At 70.0% G+C, this 16,967-nt stretch carries 13 protein-coding genes; 7 read left to right on the forward strand and 6 right to left on the reverse strand.

Annotated elements, in window-relative coordinates; all coding sequences use genetic code 11:
- From ilvA to NS3_RS26640, 3 genes are all read right to left on the reverse strand, one after another.
- The gene (ilvA, locus tag NS3_RS26630) at positions 1-1,356 is read right to left on the reverse strand and encodes a threonine ammonia-lyase IlvA (RefSeq protein ID WP_067865320.1); all 1,356 of its coding nucleotides are present in this window, start codon (positions 1,354-1,356) and stop codon (positions 1-3) included.
- 63 nt (positions 1,357-1,419) lie between these two features.
- The gene (locus tag NS3_RS26635; RefSeq protein ID WP_067865353.1) at positions 1,420-1,854 is read right to left on the reverse strand and encodes a nitroreductase family deazaflavin-dependent oxidoreductase; all 435 of its coding nucleotides are present in this window, start codon (positions 1,852-1,854) and stop codon (positions 1,420-1,422) included.
- A 335-nt stretch (positions 1,855-2,189) separates the two neighbouring features.
- On the reverse strand, positions 2,190-4,865 hold the full coding sequence (locus tag NS3_RS26640) for a helix-turn-helix transcriptional regulator (protein WP_067865323.1): 2,676 nt from the start codon (positions 4,863-4,865) through the stop codon (positions 2,190-2,192).
- A 126-nt stretch (positions 4,866-4,991) separates the two neighbouring features.
- On the opposite strand from NS3_RS26640, the gene NS3_RS26645 reads away from it, so the two are divergent.
- The 3 genes from NS3_RS26645 to NS3_RS26655 all read left to right on the forward strand — a co-directional run bounded on the left by NS3_RS26645 (position 4,992) and on the right by NS3_RS26655 (position 7,263).
- Positions 4,992-5,348: a nuclear transport factor 2 family protein gene (locus NS3_RS26645; RefSeq protein WP_067865327.1), complete on the forward strand. Its 357-nt coding sequence runs from the start codon at positions 4,992-4,994 to the stop codon at positions 5,346-5,348.
- Between the two features lie 45 nt (positions 5,349-5,393).
- On the forward strand, positions 5,394-5,816 hold the full coding sequence (locus tag NS3_RS26650) for a hypothetical protein (protein ID WP_067865330.1): 423 nt from the start codon (positions 5,394-5,396) through the stop codon (positions 5,814-5,816).
- Positions 5,817-5,988: 172 nt separating this feature from the next.
- Positions 5,989-7,263, forward strand: coding sequence for a T6SS phospholipase effector Tle1-like catalytic domain-containing protein (locus NS3_RS26655; RefSeq protein ID WP_084495962.1), 1,275 nt, complete (start codon positions 5,989-5,991; stop codon positions 7,261-7,263).
- A gap of 225 nt (positions 7,264-7,488) precedes the next feature.
- Here NS3_RS26655 and treY read toward each other — a convergent pair whose 3' ends face one another.
- Complete coding sequence (gene treY, locus NS3_RS26660) at positions 7,489-9,921, reverse strand: malto-oligosyltrehalose synthase (RefSeq protein WP_245649830.1); 2,433 nt, start codon at positions 9,919-9,921, stop codon at positions 7,489-7,491.
- A gap of 7 nt (positions 9,922-9,928) precedes the next feature.
- On the reverse strand, positions 9,929-12,055 hold the full coding sequence (gene glgX / locus NS3_RS26665) for a glycogen debranching protein GlgX (protein ID WP_067865333.1): 2,127 nt from the start codon (positions 12,053-12,055) through the stop codon (positions 9,929-9,931).
- Between the two features lie 275 nt (positions 12,056-12,330).
- On the opposite strand from glgX, the gene NS3_RS26670 reads away from it, so the two are divergent.
- Positions 12,331-13,614 (forward strand): adenosylmethionine--8-amino-7-oxononanoate transaminase, encoded by a 1,284-nt coding sequence (locus NS3_RS26670; RefSeq protein ID WP_067865358.1) that lies wholly within the window; start codon positions 12,331-12,333, stop codon positions 13,612-13,614.
- A gap of 193 nt (positions 13,615-13,807) precedes the next feature.
- Here NS3_RS26670 and NS3_RS26675 read toward each other — a convergent pair whose 3' ends face one another.
- The gene (locus NS3_RS26675) at positions 13,808-14,182 is read right to left on the reverse strand and encodes a cupin domain-containing protein (protein ID WP_067865335.1); all 375 of its coding nucleotides are present in this window, start codon (positions 14,180-14,182) and stop codon (positions 13,808-13,810) included.
- A gap of 76 nt (positions 14,183-14,258) precedes the next feature.
- On the opposite strand from NS3_RS26675, the gene NS3_RS26680 reads away from it, so the two are divergent.
- From NS3_RS26680 to bioD, 3 genes are read left to right on the forward strand one after another with little or no spacing between them, the layout of a single operon-like run.
- Positions 14,259-14,816, forward strand: coding sequence for a MarR family winged helix-turn-helix transcriptional regulator (locus NS3_RS26680; protein ID WP_084495964.1), 558 nt, complete (start codon positions 14,259-14,261; stop codon positions 14,814-14,816).
- 49 nt (positions 14,817-14,865) lie between these two features.
- A complete protein-coding gene (locus NS3_RS26685) occupies positions 14,866-16,056 on the forward strand; it encodes an 8-amino-7-oxononanoate synthase (protein ID WP_067865338.1) in 1,191 nt (396 codons plus the stop codon).
- Complete coding sequence (bioD, locus tag NS3_RS26690) at positions 16,053-16,751, forward strand: dethiobiotin synthase (protein ID WP_067865341.1); 699 nt, start codon at positions 16,053-16,055, stop codon at positions 16,749-16,751. The genes NS3_RS26685 and bioD overlap by 4 nt, the downstream gene beginning before the upstream one ends.
- Positions 16,752-16,967 lie beyond the last annotated feature (216 nt).

Consider the following 16,967-nt stretch of genomic DNA (forward strand, 5'->3'; position numbering starts at 1 on the left):
TCAGGTGAGGTAGCGGTAGGCGGGACTGCCCGGCTCCAGGCGAGTGCATCGCAACGGCGAGGCGGCGATGCGTTCGAGCAGCGGCGCCAGTCCGTCCGCGGTGCCCAGTTCGATACCGACCAGCGCCGCCCCGGTCTCCCTGTTGTTGCGCTTGACGTATTCGAACAGGGTGATGTCGTCGTCCGGGCCGAGCACCTCGTCCAGGAACCGGCGCAGCGCGCCGGGCTCCTGCGGGAAGTCCACCAGGAAGTAGTGCTTGAGGCCCTGGTGCACCAGGGAACGCTCGATGATCTCGCCGTAGCGGGAGACATCGTTGTTGCCCCCGGACACCAGGCATACCACCGTCGCGCCCGCGGGGACCTCCAGCTCGGCCAGGGCCGCGACCGCCAACGCGCCCGCCGGTTCGGCGATGATGCCCTCGTTCTGGTAGAGCTCGAGCATGGCCGTGCAGATGGCGCCCTCGTCCACCTGGAGGAGGCGGAATCCGCCGGTGCCGGGCGGGGATTCGACAGCGGTGAGCAGCGGCAGCGACCCGTGGCTGACGACCCGGCCGCCGAACCCGGTCACCGCGGCATAGGGCAGATCGCCGATCCGGCGGACCGCCGCGCCGTCGACGAACGGGTCGATCTCCGGCAGCGTCACCGGCCCGCCCGCGATGAGTGCCGCGGACATGGACGCCGCGCCGGCCGGTTCGGCGGCCAGGATGGCTGTCTTCGGCGAGCGCTCCCGCAGGTAGGTGCCGATGCCAGCCAGGCAACCGCCACCGCCGACCGGGACGACGACCAGATCGGGGGGCGAGTCGAGCTGCTCGAGGATCTCCACGGCCACGGTGCCCTGACCTGCGGCGGTGCGCGCATCGTCGAACGGCGGGACCATCGTCGCCCCGGTGCGCTCGACGTCGGCGGCAGCGGCGGCAGCGGCGGCATCATAGGTGTCGCCGACCGCGATGAGCTCGACGAAGTCGCCACCGTGCGCCCGGATCCGGTCGCGCTTCTGTTTCGGGGTGGTGGTCGGCACGTAGATCCGGCCTTGGATGCCCATCGCCTGGCAGGCGAAGGCCACGCCCTGCGCGTGGTTGCCCGCGCTCGCGGTCACCACGCCGGCCGCGCGCTCCTGCTCGTCGAGTTGCACGACGAGGTTGTAGGCGCCGCGCAGCTTGTAGGAGCGAACAGGGGTGAGGTCTTCGCGCTTGAGGTAGACCTTCGCTCCGGTCGCCGCGGACAGGCGCGGGCTGAACTGGAGCGGGGTGGGCTCGATGACGCTGGAAATTCGCTTCGCCGCGGCGTCGATCTCGTCGGCGCTGAGGACACCGCGAGATGAGGACGGGGAATCTGCGAGTTCCAGAGGATTGGTCACCCGACTATGCTGCCACCCGCCGATCATGGCGCGCTCGGCGGGTGGCAGCGGTGATAGCCGTGGTCAGCGCGGTGTCAGCACGAAAACGGGGATCTCGCGGGAGGTCTTCTTCTGGTACTCGGCGTAATCGGGCCAGGCTTCCACGGCCCGCTCCCACCACACCTTCTTCTCCTCGCCGGTGACCTCACGCGCGGTGTAGTCGGCGACAGCTTCGCCGTCGCGCAATTCGACGTGCGGTTCGGCCTTGATGTTGTGGTACCAGACGGGATGCTTCGGGGCGCCGCCCAGCGAGGCGACGACCGCGTACTCCCCGCCGTGCTCGATGCGCATGAGCGGGGTCTTGCGCAGCTTGCCGGTCTTGGCGCCCTTGGTGGTCAGGACGATGATCGGCTTGCCCTGCAGGGTCGCGGCCTCGGTACCGCCGGAATTCTCGTAGGTCTCGGCCTGCTCGCGCGCCCAGTCGGACGGGCTCGGTGCGTATTCTCCGGTCAATGGCATGACTGCGACAACCGTCGCGCCCTGGCGGGTGTTCCCGATCACGATGAGTTCGGTAGCCCGAACTTTTCCGCGCGCGTACCCTGAACACATGGCAACGGTTCACCATCCCACCGTCGAAATCGCGGGCAGCGCGTGGCCGGTGTACAAGCTGGAGGCCGTGGTCGCCGGACTGGCGATCGCGCTGGTACTCGGCTTGATCACCGGCTCGGCTCAGGTGGCGGTGCTGGCGGCGGCCGCCGCGGCGTCGGTGCGCGTGGCCTACCTCGTCCCCGGCGTCCCCGGCCGCGACATCGATCGAGCGCTGAGCCACGACAGAGCGCTGGGGCGGAGAACGATCAATCCGCCTCGAGCGAGAGCGCGGCCAGTTCGCCGCGCGAGGCGACGCCGAGTTTCGGATACGCCTTGTACAGGTGATGGCCTACCGTCCTCGGACTCAGGAACAGGTACGCGGCGATGTCCCGGTTGGACATGCCCCGCGCGGCCAGCCGGACGATCTGCAATTCCTGCGGCGTCAGTGCCGCCTGTGGCCCTGAACCCGGCCGCGCCGCGCCACCCTCGCCGAGCGCCCTCAGCTCGACCTCGGCGCGCTCGGCCCACGGGCTCGCGCCCAGCCCGGCGAAGATCTCCTGCGCCGTGCGCAGCTGGGTGCGCGCCTCGGTCTTGCGCCGGGCGCGACGCAACCATTCCCCGTAGAGCAGACGGGTGCGCCCTTCCTCGAACGGCCGCGGTCGCGAGCCGAGCGCGGCCTCGAACAACTCCCCGGCCTCGGGCCCCTCGGCGATCAGCGCCCGGCTCCGCTGTTCCAGTGCGCGCACCCAGGGCTGACCGCAATCGCGGGCCCACCGGCTCAACCGGATCAGGGCGCCACCGGCGAGTTCCCGATCGCCGAGGCGGACGGCGGCCTCGATCAGATCGGGCAGCGAACGCAAACCCACCACTTGGTGGCGCGCCGGTTCGACGGTGAGCGCGCTGAACCGGCCGATCGCCTCGTCCACCCGGCCGAGCCCCAGTGCCAGCATGCCCAGCGCGGCCTGGCACCAGGTCGCGCCCGCGGCGCTCGGCCCGCCGAACTGCTCCGCCAGCGCACGCTCGACCGCGGCCGAGCAGTCTTCGGCATGTCCGTCGAGCGCCGCGAGGTAGGCGAGGAACGCCGTCAACTGGCTGACCCAGTGTCGCTGCCCGATATCGTCGGCGATCCGCGCTCCTTCGGTCGCGATGACGAACCCTTCGCGAGGGCGGCCCAGGAAGGTCTCCGCCTCGGCCAGGAAGAACAGCAGCGGCGGCAGCAGCCCGATCCGGCCCTCCTCCCGACACCGGGCGACGAGTTCCGCCGCCAGGTCACGGACCTGATCGTCGTGCCCGGGCACCAGTCCGGCGCCGCACAGCAGGACGAGATCGCGCGGACTGCCTGCCGCGCCTGCCGCCGCCCGCAGATCACCTGTGGATCGGCCGTACAGACCGGCGAGCACCCAACGCAGGATCGGCGCGGCCGGCTCCGCGTCGTCCAGGCTCAGTGCGCGCAGGCGCGAATCGGTCTGCGCGAGTTCGCCTTCCCCGAGGTACCAGGCGGCGTGCACCGCCTGGGTCAGGATGCGCGCGGCCAGCGACGGCTGCCGGGTCGAGATCACGTCGGCGGCGGCCAGCAGACGGCGATGAGCCGCGAGATGCTGCCCGGTGCCGAACTCCGCGCTGCCGTGGACCAGGTCGAGCCGGGCCGACAGCAGCGGGTCGCTCGTCTGCGCGGCCGCCCGCGCCGAGATATTCATGGCGGACTCGAAAAGGCCTGCCTCGGCGGCGGTTTCGGCGGCCAGCACCAGCCTGCGGACGCGGGCCTGCTGATCGGTGCTCAGCGCGGCCGCGCGTGCGTAGGCAGCGACCGCCCCGTGATGACCGCTGCGCAGGCGCGCTCGCTCCGCGGTGTCCTCCAGCGCGATCGCGATCTGCTCGTCGGGGCCGGTGGCCGCGCTCGCCAGATGCCACGACCGCAGGTCGGCTCGGTCGGGTTCGGTCATGGTGTCGGCGAGTGCGCGATGCGCGGCCAGTCGTGAACTCAACGGCGCGCCCCGATAGATCGCCGAGCGCAGCAGGGGGTGTCGCAACCGCAGGTGGTGACCGTCGACTGCGATCAGGCCGAGTTCCTCGGCAGGCCCCAGATCGGCGGGCGTGGTCCCGAGTCTCGCCGCCGCGGTGAGGACCGGGCCGATCTCGGTGGTTCCGGCCGCGGCGGCCACCAGCAGCAACGACTGTGTCGCCGAGGGCAACCGGCTCACCTGACCATGGAAGGCGACGTGCAGGCGTTGGGTCAACGGCAGCGGATTCGGCCCCTCGTCCGGTGCGCTCGCCGCGAGCACGGCGGGCAACTCGCGCAGGGCGAGCGGATTCCCCGCCGCCGCGCCCAGCGCGCGCATCCGCAGGTCCGGTGCGAGATCGGGCTCGAGTTCGTCGAGCAGGGCGGCGGCCGACTCGTGGCGCAACGGTCCGACGAGGAGTTCGGGCAGGCCGGGCGCGGGGAAATCCTCCGGTCCGGCGCGGGTGGCGAAAAGGATCGCCACGCCCTCGGCGTCGAGTCGCCTGGCAGCGAACAGCAGGGCCTCGGCGGTGGCGCGGTCGAGCCAGTGCGCGTCGTCGATCAGGCACAGCACCGGATGCTCGATGGCTTCCTCGGCGAGCAGCGACAGCACCGCGAGTCCGATCAGCAGCCGATCGCCGGGCCCGCTGTCGCCGACGCCGAACGCGCCGAGCAGCGCCTTCCGCTGCCGCTCGGGCAATCGCTCGATCAGCGGCGCGGCCGGACGCGCCAGCAGGTGCAACCCGGCGAACGGCAGTTCCGCCTCGGACTCCACCCCCGCGCTGCGGACCGTCACCAGCCCCTGCGCCGCCGCGTGATCGAGCAGCGCCGACTTACCGACTCCGGGTTCACCGCGCAGCACCAACGCCCCGCTGCGCCCGGCCCGCGCATCACCGAGCAGCTGATCGATGCGTGCCTGCTCGCTCTCGCGTCCGTACAGCACCGGTTCACCGTAACCGGCTACCTACCGCGCGGCCGAAAAGTACCTATAGGCGACAGATTCGGCGACCCCCTCCCCGTCCCTACCGTTTGTTCCGTACCCACCGGAAGAGCCCACGAGGAGAACACCATGAACGACCTGGTCGCGCAGTACCTGGAGATCTGGAACACCACCGACGCCGCGGCCCGCCGAGCGGCCGTCGGGCGGGTCTTCACCGAGACCCCCGGCTACGTCGACCCGCTGATGGACCTCACCGGCCGTGACGCCATCGACGCGGGCATCGCGGCGGTGCAGTCGCAGTTCCCCGGACTGGTGTTCCGGTTGTCCGGGCCGGTCGATGCCCACCACGACCAGGTGCGCTTCACCTGGGAACTCGGTCCGGCCGACGGCGAGGCGCTGATCGTCGGCTTCGATGTCGCGGTGCTCTCGCAGGGCCGTATCGACCGCGTCTACGGCTTCCTCGACAAGGTCCCCGCCAACGCCTGACCCGCGCCACTTCCTGTCCGAACCCCTTCAGAGAAGGAGACGATCATGACCACCTACACCCCCGCGGCCCGGCTGTCCGCCCTGTTCGACTCGGGCGACCGGCTGCTGCGTCTGTCGCTGCGCGCCGACGCACTCGTCACCGGCGTCAACGGCCTGGCCTATCTGGCACTGTCGGCGCCGCTGGAGTCGCTGCTCGGTCTCGACCGCGGCCTCGCCCTCGGCCTCGGCGCCTTCCTGATCGCCTACGCCGTCCTCGTGACGGTGGTCGGCCTGCCCGCCCGCATCAGCACCGCCGCGGTCCGGGGCGTGATCGCCACGAACGCCGTATGGGCGGCGGTCAGCGTGGCTGCTCTCGCCGCGGGCGTCCTCGGTCTCACCACGGTGGGCGCGGTGTGGGCGGTGCTGCAGGCGCTGGTCGTGGGCGGATTCGCCGCACTGCAGTATCTGGGTCTGCGCAAGGCCGCGTGAGCGCCGCGCCGCCGAGTACGGCTCGCCACGGCGGGCCGTACTCGGCGGTACCGTCCAGCCTGTTCACGCAGGTAGAGCGCGTCTCCGGTGGACACGGACCTCGTCGCGACATGATGAATCGAGTAGCGAACTACGCGGGTTTTCGACATCGGTCGGACGGAGACTCAGAGCCATGAAGAAGCGCCTGGTGGTGTGTTGCGACGGCACTTGGAAGGCCGAGAACAGCAGCACCGTGTCCAATATCGTGAAGATCGCGCAGACCGTGCGGATGGAAGCGCCGGGCCCGAACGGCTCGACGATCCGTCAGCAGGTCATCTACATCTCCGGTCCCGGCGCCCGCGGATTCGCCGCGGATCGCCTGATCGGCGGTGCATTCGGCCTCGGCCTGGAGGCCAACCTGTCCGCCGCCTACTGGCAGCTGGCCGTCAACTGGGAACCCGGCGACGAGATCTTCGTCTTCGGCTTCAGCCGCGGCGCCTACACCGCGCGCAGTCTGGTCGGGCTCATCGATCGAATCGGGATGATGCGCCCCGAGTCGATGATCGGCGGGCACTACCCGACCGCGCTCGGGATGTACCGCAGGCTCGGCGGCAAACGACTGAGCAACTGGAAATCCGCGCCGACCGAACAGGAGTGGGAGGATTTCCGCAGGCAGCACAGCCGGTCGGCTCCGGTCGACTTCCTCGGCGTCTTCGATACCGTCGGCGCGCTCGGCGTCCCCGGTGTCACTTCGTGGCGGCACAGCTTCCACAACGTCAAACTCTCGGAATGGGTGCTGTGCGCCCGGCAGGCGCTCGCTCTCGACGAACGCAGGCGCAATTTCGAGCCCTGCCTGTGGCAGGTGCCGGTGCCGTTGCACGTCAAGCACCGCCGGATCAAGCACCGCGGCCACCGCGAGCGCGTCAAGCAGGTCTGGTTCGCCGGCGTGCACAGCGATATCGGCGGCGGCTACGCGGAGTGCGGGCTGTCCGACGCCACCTTCCGATGGATGGTTGCCGAGGCTCGGGCGGAGGGACTGGCATTCGACGACGGTCTCGTCGATTGCCTGACCGGGCAGTGCGTGAAGGTGGCGGAGCACCTGAAGTTGCACGACTCTCTCGGCCCCGGCTACCGGGTGCTCAACGTCGCGCGCACACTGCGCTCACTGGCCCACCGGCACAGCCGTTTCTACTGGGATTCCTGGCGCAAGCCGGTGGTCGAAGGCGACCACGGGGTGCGACTGGCATCGACGGTCGTCGCCGACCAGGACTACCAGCCGAGCAACCTGCGCCGGTGGCGTGCGGACCTCGGCGGACGCGTCCCGGCAGGCCTGATCGAGCCCATCCCGCCTGCCCCGGGTGACGCCGCGCCGGGCGGCGACAGGGGTTCACGACAGATTTCCCACGATGTCCGGCCGCGCTCCTCGGGAGACAGCACGCCGGAAGCGCTGATCGGCAGGCGGTCCTGAGCGATCACGAGCAACTCGAGAGTCCGGCCGCGCCTACGGACAACGTCGACCGCACGCGCGGCAACGGGCACAGTCGGTCCGCTCACCGGGTGATGCTCGACGAAGAGCAGCACTCGGTTTCCGAGCGGGATCGAGGTCAGGTGTACGGGAAGGCCTGCCGCCGAGACGGATCGGCGGCACGTGCTCCGAGGAAACCGGCGCGGGGAGAGTCCACGCCGATCGCGCTCAACGCACCAGCAGGGCGACGGGCAGGCGCGCGAAGATCTGCTCGATCCGGGTGCGTCCCTGGAAGGTGTGGCCGGTCAGCCGATCGGTCCACGCGCCCCGCGGCAGGTCGACCGCCGTATCGCCCCACCCGGTGTCGGCCAGCCCGACGCTGTGCCGGGTGACCAGCACGACCACCTCCGGCGGCTCGCCGACTCGCCCGCGGGCAAAGCCGACCACTCGCTCGGACTGCTCCCCGGTGGCGTACACCGGCAGATACGAGCCCCCGACGAAGCACTCCGGGCGCTCCCGGCGCAGCCACAGCGAGTAGGCCACCACCCACATCTTCGCCGCGCCGGTGGTGTCCAATGCCGGTGTGCCGGTGAGTGATTGCAACATTCCGGTGCGCGCCGGAAAGTCGACCGGACGGCGGTTGTCCGGGTCGACCAGCGAGTCCTCCCACAACTCGCACCCCTGGTACACATCGGGAATTCCCGGCCCGCACAGTTGCAGCAGTTTCTGCGCCAGCGAATCCGACCAGGCGTGCTGGGCCAGATCGTGGGTGAGGTCGCTGAGCTGTGCGCCCACCGCTCCGTCGATCACCGCGTCCAGCCACACGTGGACGGCGGTCTCGAACTCGGTGTCGGGATCTTCCCACGACGTGCGCAGACCGGCCTCGCGGATCGCCTTCGTCGCGTACATGTGCAGCCGCTCACGCAGGCCGGGCACCGAGGAGGCGGGCCGCCCGTCGGCCGGCCACACCCCGAACATGTTCTGCAGCAGCATCAACGCGGTCGCGCCGTCGGGCGGGGGAGTCTGCTCCAGCCAGGACTCCACCGACTTCGCCCAGGTTCCCGCGACCTGCGAGAGCACTCCGATCCGCGCCCGCACGTCCTCACCGCGCTTGGTGTCGTGGGTGGACAGCGTCGTCATCCCGGCCGGCCAGCGTCGCACCCGCTCGATATTGGCCAGATGGAACTCGTTGACCGAATGCCCGAACCGCGCCGGGTTCCCGCCCACCTCCTGCAGCGACACCAGCCGGGCGGCGCGGTAGAACATGGTGTCCTCCACGGCTTTCGCCGTCATCGCACCGCACACCTGCTCGAACCGCGTGGCCGCCTCCGCGCCCACCGCGAGCGCGGCCACGAGCACCTTCAGCGGGGCGCTCAGTTCGCTGTTGCGCCGCTCGACCTCCGCGATCACCGCGCCGGTCATCCCGGCCAGCGGCGTGTAATCGGCCCGGTAGACCGGCATGAACGCCAGCACCTCGATGACGGCATTGGTCAGCGCCAGCGTGTCGAAGGACTCCGCGGCCGCGTCGCGTTTGATCGCGGCCACCAGCCTGCGCAGTTCGGGAACCAGAATGCTCTCGGCCACCGCCCGTTTGATGCGGTGCTCGGTCTCGCCGATCCAGGCCCGGTCGCTGCCGTGCCCGGCGAAGCGGCGTGACAGTTCGGTCAGCGCCTGCTCGCCCTTCGGGTCGATGAGCACTCCGCCGATCCAGGCGAGTGCGTCGTAGCCGGTGGTGCCGTCGACCGGCAGGGTCGGGTCCAGCGGCTCCCGGTTGGCGAGGATCTTCTCCACCAGCAGCAACCGGTTCGGCCCGATCAGCTGCCGCAGTCTGGCCAGGTACTCGGCCGGATCGGACAAGCCGTCCGGATGATCCACCCGCACACCGTCGATGAGGTCGTGCTCGCACCAGGCGGCGAGCTCGCGGTGGGTGATGTCGAAGACCTCGCGATCCTCTTGGCGCAGCGCCGCCAGCGTGCTGACGGCGAAGAACCGGCGATAGGTGCACACCCCCGCCTTCCAGCTGACCAGGCGGTAGTGCTGGCGGTCGTGGATGCGCAGCGGATTGTCGCCGTCGGTGCCCGGCGCTATCGGGAACCGCAGATCGTGCAGCGCCAGCATGGGTTCGGGCCCCGTGCGGTCCACGGTGAGCGCGGCCGGATCGTTCTCGTTGGCCAGCACCGGCAGGGTCAGCCGCCCGCCCGCGCCGTTGCCCGGACTCCAGTCGATGTCGAAGAACCGCGCGAACGCCGACTCCCGGCCGTTGCGCAGCACATCCCACCACCAGGGGTTCTGCCGCGGATCGGCGACGCCGACGTGATTGGGCACCAGATCCACGATCAACCCCATGCCGCGGGTGCGCACCTCGTCGGAGAGCGCCTTGAGGCCGAGCGGGCCGCCGAGCGCCGCCGACACCGTGGTCGGGTCGGTCACGTCGTAGCCGTGGGTGGAGCCGCGCGCCGCGGTGAGGATGGGGGACAGGTACAGATGCGAGATGCCCAGCTGCTGTAGGTATTCCGCGATGGCGCGGGCATCGGCGAAGGTCAGCGCGTCCGGGCGCAGTTGCAGCCGGTAGGTGCTGCGGACGGGGGTCTGCCTGGCCGCGCTCCTGCCGACGACGACGTCGGGGCGGTGGGCGAGTTCGGGAGTCTCGGGCACGGTCATGGCAGTGTCACAGTCGTTCGGTGCAACGCAGTACCAGCAGGCAGCGGCCGGGCACGGGCAGGGTCGAGGCGGCCTCGTAGGATTCGCCGTCGCTGCCGTCGGGAGTCGAGCAGTTCAGCTCGACCACCCAGCGCAGGCCGTATTCCGAACCGGGCAGCACGAAATCGAGCGGGCCGTGGTGGGCGTTGAAACACAGCAGGAACGAATCGTCGGTGATGCGCTCCCCGCGCGGGCCGGGCTCGGGGATGGCGCGTCCGTTCAGGTACACCGTCAGGGCCTTGCCGAAGCCGCTGTCCCAGTCCGCCGCGGTCATCTCCTCACCCGTCGGCGTCAGCCACGCGATGTCGTGGGTGACGTGCTTGGGCCGGATCGGCCTGCCCGCCAGGAACCGCCTGCGCCGGAAGACCGGGTGCGCGGTGCGCAACGCGATCACCGAGCGGGTGAATTCGAGCAGGTCGGCATTGGTCTGCGCCAGTGACCAGTCCATCCACGCCAGCGGCGAATCCTGGCAGTACACATTGTTGTTGCCCTGCTGGGTGCGTCCCATCTCGTCGCCGTGCGCGAGCATCGGGGTGCCCTGACTGAGGATCAGGGTGGCCAGCAGATTGCGCTGCTGCCTCGCACGCAACGCCAGGATCTCCGGATCATCGGTGGGGCCTTCGACACCGCAGTTCCACGACCGGTTGTGGCTCTCGCCGTCGCGATTGTCCTCGCCGTTGGCCTCGTTGTGCTTCTCGTTGTAGGACACCAGGTCGCGCAGGGTGAAACCGTCGTGGGCGGTGATGAAATTGACGCTCGCGCCGGGACGTCGGCCGGTCGCCTCGTACAGGTCCGAGGAACCGGTCAGCCGGGAGGCGAACTCGCCCAGCGTCGACGGCTCGCCCCGCCAGTAATCGCGCACGGTGTCGCGGTACTTGCCGTTCCACTCGGTCCACAGACCGGGGAAGTTGCCGACCTGGTAGCCGCCCTCGCCGACGTCCCACGGTTCGGCGATCAGCTTGACCTGGCTGACCACCGGGTCCTGCTGCACCAGATCGAAGAAGGTGGAAAGCTTGTCCACGTCGTGCAATTCGCGCGCCAGCGTCGCCGCCAGATCGAAGCGGAAGCCGTCGACGTGCATGTCCACGATCCAGTAGCGCAGCGAGTCCATGATCAGCTGCAGGGTGTGCGGGTGGCGCACATTGAGACTGTTACCGGTGCCGGTGTAGTCCTTGTACTTCGATGGATCGTCCTCGAGCAGCCGGTAGTAGGCGGCGTTGTCGATGCCGCGAAAGGCGATCGTCGGGCCCAGGTGGTTGCCCTCACCGGTGTGGTTGTAGACCACATCGAGGATCACCTCGATGCCCTCGGCGTGCAGCGCCCGCACCATCGCCTTGAACTCGGTGACCGCGGCCCCGCCGCGCGCGCTGGCCGCGTACTCGTTGTGCGGGGCGAGATAACCGAAGCTGTTGTAGCCCCAGTAGTTGCGCAGCCCTTGGTCCAGCAGCATCCGGTCGTGCAGGAACTGGTGCACCGGCATCAGCTCGATCGCGGTGACGCCCAACGCCTTCAGGTGTTCGACCACCGCGGGATGCGCGATGCCCGCGTAGGTGCCGCGCAGTTCCTCCGGCACATCCGGATGGGTCATCGTCATGCCCTTGACGTGGGCTTCGTAGATGACGGTCTCGTGGTAGGGCCGATTCGGCGGGCGGTCGGCGCCCCAGTCGAAGAAGGGGTTGATGACCACACCGGTCATGGTGTGGCCGAGCGAGTCCAGGCCGTAGGTGTGCAGCGACGGATCGCCGTCGAAGTCGCCGTCGAACGCCTTGCCGTAGGGATCGAGCAGCAGTTTGCTCGGATCACAACGCAATCCGCGCTCGGGATCGTAGGGGCCGTGCACACGGAATCCGTAGCGCTGGCCGGGGCCGATCGTCGGCAGATAGGCGTGCCAGACGTAGCCGTCGACCTCCTCGAGCGCGATCCGGGTCTCGGCGCCGTCGCGATCGATGAGGCAGAGCTCGACCGCGTCGGCGACTTCGGTGAACAACGAGAAATTGGTGCCTGCGCCGTCATAGGTCGCGCCAAGGGGATACGCCGACCCCGGCCAGGTGCCGAGGGGCGTCACATCGCTTGGCGCGGGGTCGGGCTGAGCCATGGACACGACAGTAGCGCCGAACCGCGCTCACGTAGGTGTCGTGGTGCACCGGCGTCACATCGGTCACACCTCGGAACCGGACTCGGTGTCCGGGGCGCGTGTCGTCCTGCTAACTTGAACATCGTTCAAGTCGCCCCGGCCGGGGCGAGAACCCGTGAGTTCGACACCCCGCGAGGACCGACTTGTCCACAGAGGCACCGACCACAGAGGCACCTACCGCAGGGGCACCGACCGCAGGGGCACCTACCGCAGGGGCACCGACCGCAGGGGCACCCATCGCAGGAGCGCTGACCCAGGACCGGATCACCGCCATCGACGCGGCCCACGTCTGGCATCCCTACGGCGGCTTCCCCGCCACCACCGAACCGCTGGTGGTGGCGAGCGCGTCGGGGGTGCGTCTGACCCTGGCCGATGGACGTGAACTGATCGACGGCATGAGCTCCTGGTGGGCCGCCGTGCACGGCTACCGGCATCCGGCGCTGGACGCCGCGCTGCTCGAGCAGTCCCGCCGGATGAGTCATGTCATGTTCGGCGGCCTCACCCACGAACCGGCCGCCCGCCTGGCCGAACTGCTCGTCGAGCTCACCCCGGCCGGCCTGGACAAGGTCTTTCTCTGCGACTCCGGCTCGGTCTCGGTGGAAGTCGCGGTCAAGATGTGTCTGCAGTACTGGCGCAGTCTCGGCAAGCCGGGCAAGCGCAGGTTGCTCACCTGGCGCGGCGGCTATCACGGCGACACCTTCACCCCCATGAGCGTCTGCGATCCGGAGGGCGGCATGCACGCGCTGTGGACCGACGTCCTCGCCGAACAGATCTTCGTCGGCCCGCCGCCCGCCGACTACCGCCCCGGCTACGTCGACGAACTCGCCTCCGTCATCGCCGCGCACGCGGGCGAACTCGCCGCCGTGATCGTGGAGCCGGTCGTGCAGGGCGCGGGCGGCATGCGTTTCCACGACCCCCGTTACCTCGCCGACCTGCGCCGCCTCTGCGACGAGCACGAGGTCCTGCTGGTCTTCGACGAGATCGCCACCGGCTTCGGCCGCACCGGCGAACTGTTCGCCGCCGGGCATGCGGACGTACGCCCCGACGTCATGTGCGTCGGCAAGGCGCTGACCGGCGGCTACCTCACCCTCGCCGCCGCGCTGTGCACCACCCGGATCGCGGAAACCATCAGCGCCGCCCACGGCGGTCTGATGCACGGCCCCACCTTCATGGGCAATCCACTCGCCTGCGCGGTAGCCGTCGCGTCCGTCGAGACACTGCTCTCCCGCGACTGGCGAGCCGAGGTCCGCGCCATCGAGTCCGGCCTGCGCGCCGGTCTCGAGCCGTTGCGGGGATCGCCCGGCGTCGTCGACGTGCGCGTCCTCGGCGCGATCGGCGTGGTCGAGCTCGATCGGCCGGTCGAGATGAAGGTCGCCACCGCCGCCGCCGTCGAGGCCGGTGTCTGGCTGCGCCCGTTCCGCAACCTCGTCTACACGATGCCGCCGTTCATCAGCACTCCCGCCGAGGTCGAGTCGATCACCGCCGCCATCGGCGCGGTGGCCCGCGCCGTCACTCATTAGGCGGGTCGGACCCGACCCGGCGGGTCCAGCCGTGCGTCTCAGGTGTGGCGGGCCTTATCGTTCCCGGCCAACGGCGCGGTCGAAGACGTTGACACCTGCCGGGGTGGACTGTTCCCACCCCTCCGCATCTGTAGGGGCGCGGATGTCAGGTCGTGCTGTCGATCTTTCGCCGTGCCGGAGCCGATCGCTGGAATCAAGCGATCCACCGCGGCACGACCGGTGAGTCCGACTCCGGTGTCCGCGCTTGCGCGCCTGCGGGCGCGGTCACGATCGCGCTGTATCCCTCGGGTCCGCTGCTGATCTGTCGCCGCACGCCCGCGGGAAGGACGACGGTATCGCCTTCCGCCGCGTCGTGCGAGCTTCCGTCGAGGTCGACCGCCAGGGAACCGGTGAGCACCGTCCAGATCTGTTCGACATCGAATTCGTGCAGCGGTCCCGAGGTGTGCGGCGGTACCTCCACCCGCCACAGCGCGGTGCTCGCCCCGCCCTGAGTGGGCGAGGCCAGAGTGGTCATGACGCCACCGGGCGTCTCCGTGCGGCGGGTCTCGGTGTGGCGGACGACGGTCATGGGGTACCCCTCGATAAGATGGACAACTAGATTGTCGGAATGATGATGACGGAAATAGTCAACGAGGTTGTCGAATATGTCAAGCGTTAGGCGCGACGAGTCCGTTCCGCCGGCGGCGCCCGCGGCGGGGGAATCGGCAGGGGAGGTGGCGTCGTCGGCGGCTGCCGGCGCGGGCTACGAGCTGCCGATGCGATTCCTGCTGGCGTTCCGTTCGGTGATCGACGAGGTGCACGCCGACCTCGCCGCACACGGCCACGCCGACATGCGCCCCATGCACGGCTTCGTCTTCCAGGCGATCGCCCGTGCGGGCGGCCCGAACGGTTGCACCGCCGCCGACCTGGGCCGCGCGCTCGGTGTCTCCAAGCAAGCCGCGGGCAAGCACATCGACATCCTCGAACGGCTGGGCTACCTGCGCCTGAGCGTCGATCCCGCCGACGCCCGGCGCAAGGTGTGCACGTTGACAGACCGCGCCGACGACGCCCTCGACCGCTCGGCACGCGCCTTCGACCGCATCCGTGACCGCTGGTCGCGCACCCTCGGCCCGGACCGGCTCGCCGCACTCGAGCACGACCTGCGTGTCCTGGCTCCCGGCGAACTCTTCCGCCTGGACACCCCGCAGTGGTTCAACGGCTGAGTGGCGACCGCCAGCCGACCTGAACGGTGTTCAAGTATGCTGCTGTGCTGTGACTACTGATCCGTTGAGCTGGTTGGACGAACGGGCGCGGGCGCGTGTCGGCGCCGGGTTGCGCCGCGAACTACGGCCGAGGCAGCCGCAGTCGCCCTCGATCGACCTGGCCTCCAACGACTACCTCGGGCTCACCCGGCATCCGGCGGTGATCGAGGGTGCAATCGAGGCGGTGCGCCGCTGGGGCGCGGGATCGACCGGTTCACGACTGGTCACCGGAACCACCGCCGATCACGCCGCGCTCGAAGCCGAGCTCGCCGAGTTCGCCGGCGCGGAGGCCGGACTGGTGTTCGCCTCCGGCTATGCCGCCAACCTGGGCGTGGTCACCGCACTGGCCGGACGCGGATCGCTGGTCGTGTCCGACGCCGCCTCGCACGCCTCTCTGGTCGACGCCTGCCGCCTTTCCCGCGCCAGAGTCGAGATCGCCCCGCACGGTGACGTCGCGGAAGTGAACCGTCTGCTGTCGAGCCGCACCGAGGAACGAGCCCTGGTGCTCACCGACTCGGTGTTCAGCGCCGACGGCGACCTCGCGCCGTTGGTGGAACTGCATCACGTCACCCGAGCGAACGGCGCGGTCCTCATCGTGGACGAAGCGCACGGCATCGGGGTGCGCGGCGAGGGCGGCCGCGGCCTGGTTCACGAGGTGGGGCTGGCAGGAGAGCCGGACGTGATCGTCACCGCGACCCTGTCCAAGGCGCTGGCCGCGCAGGGCGGAGCCGTGCTGTGCGCCGAACGTGTGCGCGCCCACCTGATCGACGCCGCGCGCACCTTCATCTTCGACACCGGCCTCGCGCCCGCGGCTGTCGGCGCCGCCCGCGCCGCACTGGATCTGCTCCGCCGCGATCCCGGCATGGCCGGTCGCGTCCTGCGTAATGCCGCCGCCATTTCCCGGGTGGCCGACGTGCCCGAACCGGATTCCGCAGTGGTATCGGTGGTGCTCGGCAAGGCGCAGGTCGCTTACGACGCCGCCCAGGCCTGCATCGCCCGTGGACTCGACGTCGGCTGCTTCCGCCCGCCGACCGTCCCCGAAGGCACGTCCCGGCTGCGCCTCACCGCCCGCGCCGACCTGACCGAAGCCGAGCTGGACACCGTCGCGACCGTCCTCGCCGACGTACTGGCCGAGGCGCGCAGGAAGGACGAGGGACACGGTGCGCCCGGATCGCGCGCTCCGGAGGTGGTCTCCGCATGAGCCCGCTGCTCATCACCGGCACCTCCACCGATGTCGGCAAGACCGTCGTCACCGCCGCGTTGGCCGCGACCGCCGCCGCCGAGGGGCGATCCGTGGCGGTATGTAAACCCGCCCAGACCGGAGTCGTCGCGGGTGAGCCCGGCGACCTCGCGGTCGTCGAACAGCTGGCCGGTCCGCTCGTCACCCGCGAACTCGTCCGGTACCCGGATCCCCTCGCGCCCGACACCGCCGCCCGGCGCGACGGGCGGCCCCTGCTGACGCTCGCCGAAACCGCCGCGGCCGTGCGCGACCTGAACACCTCGGACGCGGTCCTGGTCGAGGGCGCCGGTGGTCTGCTGGTGCGTATAGGGGAGTTCACCCTTCTCGATCTGGCGAGGGAACTCGGTGCGCCGGTACTGGTCGTCGTGGCGGCGGGCCTGGGAACCCTCAACCACACCGAGTTGACCGTGCGTGCGCTCGAAACCGCGGGGGTCCGCTGCGCCGGTCTGGTGATCGGCTCCTGGCCCGCGGCCCCCGATCTGGCCGCCGAGTGCAACCGTGAGGATCTGCCTCGCGTCACCGGTGCCGACATCGTGGGTGTCGTCCCGGCCGGCACAGGCTCCTGGAATCGCGAAAAGTTCGTCACCGAGGCGCCGGGGTGGTTCGTCCCGGCCTGGGTCCGCGGGGAGTTCGCCGCAGAACTGGCGCGCCGTTGAGCGTTCAGCCGTCGTTTACCCCGATCTACCTGGGGATTTGACATGGTGCGAATGCCTGCGTAACTTATTCCAAGTCAGAGCGACACGGACACCGACCCGGGGCCGAGACGCAGAGCCGAAAGGCTCGGCGGGGCACGGGAAAACGAGGTAGTACGAGGAGCGCCTGGCGATCACACTGGCTCGGCCATAGACCGGATTTTGATTCGGACGACTGGA

The organism is Nocardia shimofusensis NBRC 100134 (assembly GCF_001613125.1).
Taxonomy (GTDB): Bacteria; Actinomycetota; Actinomycetes; order Mycobacteriales; family Mycobacteriaceae; genus Nocardia; species Nocardia shimofusensis.

Bases quoted from the DNA above. Each gene is read 5' to 3' on its own strand.
- NS3_RS26635 (WP_067865353.1), bottom strand. From the start codon at position 1,854: ATGCCATTGACCGGAGAATACGCACCGAGCCCGTCCGACTGGGCGCGC.
- NS3_RS26645 (WP_067865327.1), top strand. From the start codon at position 4,992: ATGAACGACCTGGTCGCGCAGTACCTGGAGATCTGGAACACCACCGAC.
- NS3_RS26650 (WP_067865330.1), top strand. From the start codon at position 5,394: ATGACCACCTACACCCCCGCGGCCCGGCTGTCCGCCCTGTTCGACTCG.
- NS3_RS26655 (WP_084495962.1), top strand. From the start codon at position 5,989: ATGAAGAAGCGCCTGGTGGTGTGTTGCGACGGCACTTGGAAGGCCGAG.
- treY (WP_245649830.1), bottom strand. From the start codon at position 9,921: ATGACCGTGCCCGAGACTCCCGAACTCGCCCACCGCCCCGACGTCGTC.
- glgX (WP_067865333.1), bottom strand. From the start codon at position 12,055: ATGGCTCAGCCCGACCCCGCGCCAAGCGATGTGACGCCCCTCGGCACC.
- NS3_RS26675 (WP_067865335.1), bottom strand. From the start codon at position 14,182: ATGACCGTCGTCCGCCACACCGAGACCCGCCGCACGGAGACGCCCGGT.
- NS3_RS26680 (WP_084495964.1), top strand. From the start codon at position 14,259: ATGTCAAGCGTTAGGCGCGACGAGTCCGTTCCGCCGGCGGCGCCCGCG.
- bioD (WP_067865341.1), top strand. From the start codon at position 16,053: ATGAGCCCGCTGCTCATCACCGGCACCTCCACCGATGTCGGCAAGACC.